3 protein-coding genes and 1 pseudogene are annotated in these 3645 nt (G+C 35.4%); all 4 read left to right on the top strand.

The window, feature by feature from the left end; translation table 11 throughout:
* Nucleotides 1–75 (top strand): annotated as a pseudogene (locus FTU37_RS16370) (IS6 family transposase); the annotation flags it as partial.
* A 60-nt stretch (nt 76–135) separates the two neighbouring features.
* Nucleotides 136–981: a replication initiation protein RepM gene (gene repM / locus FTU37_RS16375; protein ID WP_180049802.1), complete on the top strand. Its 846-nt coding sequence runs from the start codon at nt 136–138 to the stop codon at nt 979–981.
* A gap of 1083 nt (nt 982–2064) precedes the next feature.
* Nucleotides 2065–2403, top strand: a complete 339-nt coding sequence (locus FTU37_RS16380; RefSeq protein ID WP_114237945.1) for a hypothetical protein — start codon at nt 2065–2067, stop codon at nt 2401–2403.
* A gap of 136 nt (nt 2404–2539) precedes the next feature.
* Nucleotides 2540–3340, top strand: a complete 801-nt coding sequence (locus FTU37_RS16385) for a DUF2310 family Zn-ribbon-containing protein (protein ID WP_114237944.1) — start codon at nt 2540–2542, stop codon at nt 3338–3340.
* Nucleotides 3341–3645 lie beyond the last annotated feature (305 nt).

Here is a 3645-nt window from a genome sequence, read left to right on the forward strand (position 1 = left end):
GGACAAGCATCGTCATTTTATTATGGTCAGCCTCAGGGTGAAGTGTGTCTAATCAACAGGGTTTTCGGTCTCTAAGCACTTTTTAAAGGGAACATCATCGACTCAAATCTCTATTTGCAACAGTGCCCTCGTAAGTTGGGCGATAATATTGAAAGTGTATTGAACAAGACTTTAACTATTCATGCCCAATCTTATATGCAACAGTTTGACGTGGCTAAACATACGGCTTATGAAGCCCTAAAGCGTGGAGTCAATGGTTTATTTGAAGCGGAATTTAATTACACCCAGTTTGTTGAGGGTAGTCAAAAAATTGAGTTTGTCCGCAGTCGCTTTGTGCAAAAGATTAGTTACGTTAATGATTTAGGATTGGTAAGATTAGTATTCGCCAATGACGTTGTACCATTAATTGTAGGATTGGAAAAAAAATTTACCAAATACGAGATAGAGCAAATTAAAGGCTTACAGAGCCGATATGCTATTCGCCTGTATGAGTTTTTGATTAAATGGCGGTCTGTGGGCAAAACCAATGAAATCTCGTTAGATGAGTTAAGAAATCATTTTGGGTTATTGAGTGATGAATATGTGCGTATGCACCATTTCAAAGCAAGAGTTTTAGATTTGGCTATTAGTCAAATTAACGAACACACGGATATTATTGCTGAATATGAGCAACACAAGCAAGGTCGCACTATTACAGGATTTACCTTTAAATTTAAACAAAGAACCAAGCCCAAAACGGTAAAAGCTGAAAAGACAGAGCGTGATCCACATACAGTAGATATGTTTATAACCATGACCGATAATCAACGCTTTGCCTTCGCTAAAAAAATATCTCAATTACATGAGGCATCGTATTTGGCACAAGGGCAAGCAGGTCGAAGTTACGATGTGTTTGCTGAACAAATTGCTGAAGCATTATTAGATAGTGAAAAGCAGAAAGTATATTTACCCTTCTTATCGAAATTAGGGTTTAAATTTTAAGATTTTTATTCGCTGTTTACAGGTTGTGGTAGAAGTAGTCCTTGATATCAAAAACAAAAATTATTTTAAGGGAATAAAGGCTTCTGACTATCACCAAATGATAAGTTATCTGAGTTCTATTCAGTGAAAAACTGCTATATTAGGGGTCAGCACAGAAAACGGAAATTATAGGGCGGTAAGTACATTTATTTACTTCTATGTAGTTGTTATTTAAGAACTTCGTTAAAAATCTTTCAATTAAATTGCATGTTGCCAATCTCTAGCAGACAGGCAAAGCATAAAAATATAAATCTTTGATTTTAATAAATTAATTAGTCGACAAAATTCCTTGTCGTACTATTTTCTCCAAATTCTGGGGTAACCCCTATCAAATCAAAAACTCGATGATATGCGTCATTTAGTTGATCAAATACCTTCTTACGGCAGTCAATCTATACCTAAAATAAACGATCCTAGTTGGGAGGGGTTATTAGATGATCGGAGAATATCTTGGAATATGAACGACATCACCATAATAGAAAGGCTAGTACTTATTTATTATACTTTTAGTATGAAGGTTCTTAGTGTTTTCAATCAAGAATTTGCAGAGAGAGGAGTTTCTTTTTCATACTCTGATTAGTATGCCTATGGCAAACCAATTTCACTGCTTCGGTACCCTAGTGAGGACTAGAACCTTAGGCTGTAGGCTAATGATATTGGTATATTGAGTTATTTAGGTAGTCGCGGTGTACTTCATGGTGTATAGAAAGTTAGTTTTTCGAGCTAATAAAGCCATTTTGACAAAATTTAAGAAGTATTTTAGAAAACTAGATAGTTACACAGAATTTAGGGTAGTCTCAAAATGAAAGTTATAACTAATGGTTCTTTAACATCTTCTAATTCCTTTGGTGAAAAATAAGATTCCATTTTATGCTTAACTCTCAACTTTTTTTCGCTAAATCATTTATTTTACGAAGGTTAGACTTTCAATATTAAACTTACAATTCTTGTAATACAGCCATTCCAATAGGCTTAAGAAGTTGAGAGTGGCATTTCTTGCATAGAATTATTTTGTATTAAATAAAATAACTAAAGGTTTGGCTCGTGAAGATCTCAATAAGAAAACTGTATGTAATTAGCTTAAGTGCATTAATTACTGTGGCTTGTTCCAGTCAAAGTGAATCAGAAGGGATGCTAATTATAAATAACAAAACCTCCGAAGATATAACTAAGGTTAATTTAACTTATAAAACCACTAATAAATCAGAAAATATAGGTAATTTATCTCCTAATCAATCATTTAAGTATCCTATAAAATATTCTGACACCGAAGACTCTATAGTAATTACATATACTGATAGTAATAATACAGTGCATAAGGATGTAGCTGTTCCTTATTTCGGTAAATATGATAAGAAAAATTATAGTTATAATATCAAGTAGTTTAAGTATTATTAATATTTAGAGTGTACGGCATTGACGGTATAGGTTAAATTGACACTACAAGACAGCACTTTAACCAATTTCAACAGCAACATCCCCAAATATATTTAATATAAATTAAGCATGAGATATAAAAATGCACGCCTTTGATATTATCATACCCCAATATACAGGTATCGCTGAAGATGATGATAGCCACGACCATGATGTATTTTGTTATTTAGGAAATTTAGAAGGCAACGGACAAATATTACCCCGTAACCATCATTTAGCTGTTAGCCAAAATGATATTACTCGCGTGACTGTGGTGTGTCCTGAAATGGATGCCCTTGACCGTAAAAATATGAACAGCTATGCCCAAGAAATGCACAATAAAATCGAACAGTTAGCAGGTAAACCCATTCAAACCTTGTATATCGGAGAAGACCATGACTATCCTCTTCCCCGTTATGCCGTACCAACGCAATCTGAATTTTACATGTTGCGTTGGGGCTGGAGTTCGCCTTTACTAGATGGAGTAACCTTACAAGGCATTCCTCTATATAAAATCCCATATACCCAACCTGATCACCCTTGTTATGATAATGTGTGGTCATGGTATCGTCAGGCTGAAGCGTTATATCGTTTGTGGCTTGGTTCTCAACCAGTAAGTGAAGCCTTTGCCTTAGAGCAAATGCAAAATCCCAATTCTGAGCATAGCAAAATAGGTCGAGAATTGTGCCGTATCATTGAACAAAGCACAGGTGTACCCACCTATTATTTTCTAATGAATTACCGTGATTGGACACAGGCAGAAGATATGGAACAAAAATGTCCACTGACAGGGCAGGATTGGCTATTGCCTGCCAATACCTATCACTATATTGATTTTAAATGCGATGAGAGTCGTTTGGTGAGTGAGTTGAGTCAAAATTGGTCGGATGAAAGCGAGGACTGACCGAATGAAAAATTATTTGTGGTAAGCTCATAAAGCCTATCAAGCATAGAGATAAAAATAACACCCAAACTATCTGTAACCAACCGTGAATCGTCTCGATATTTTCGGAGAGTGTTTTACTGGAATCAGGTACAGGACAAGTTTATTTTCAGTATACCCTAGCGGAACCACCTAAAAAGGCACTGTTGCAAATAGGCTGACATGATAAGCTAAATATCTTATTTATTTCGAGATACAGCAGATGAATCCCTTCCACGGTCGGCACTTTCAAGGTGAAATCATTCTTTGGGCTGTTCGTTGGTATT

It is taken from the genome of Acinetobacter sp. YH12097 (assembly GCF_013419225.1).
Classification (GTDB): domain Bacteria; phylum Pseudomonadota; class Gammaproteobacteria; order Pseudomonadales; family Moraxellaceae; genus Acinetobacter; species Acinetobacter amyesii.